This is a genomic window from Nocardiopsis halotolerans DSM 44410, from assembly GCF_000341065.1.
Taxonomy (GTDB): domain Bacteria; phylum Actinomycetota; class Actinomycetes; order Streptosporangiales; family Streptosporangiaceae; genus Nocardiopsis; species Nocardiopsis halotolerans.
Genome location: NZ_ANAX01000050.1, coordinates 1 through 259 on the forward strand (window position 1 = coordinate 1; position 259 = coordinate 259).

Below are 259 nucleotides of genomic sequence, written 5' to 3' on the forward strand. Positions count from 1 at the left end.
CCAACGGGGAGAGCCGCAGCGTTCCGTTCAGGCCGTGCGGGGAGGTGATCTCGACGACCACCGCGTCGTCGGGCCGGGAGGCGAAGGCCCGGTGCACGGTCCCGTCCGGCAGTTCCTCGGTGACCAGACCGGTGTCCAGGTCGCACGTGCGCGTGACCGGGCCGGGGCGGGGGTCGAGCGGGGTGAACGACACCGCGGCGGCCCCGACGAGCGGGTCGATCCACCGGGTGCCGGCGTAGCCGGGGGGTTCGGCGGCGGG

General features: G+C 76.1%; 1 pseudogene. It reads right to left on the reverse strand.

Annotated elements, in window-relative coordinates:
* Positions 1-259 (reverse strand): annotated as a pseudogene (locus tag D455_RS29120) (glycosyl hydrolase family 95 catalytic domain-containing protein); the annotation flags it as partial.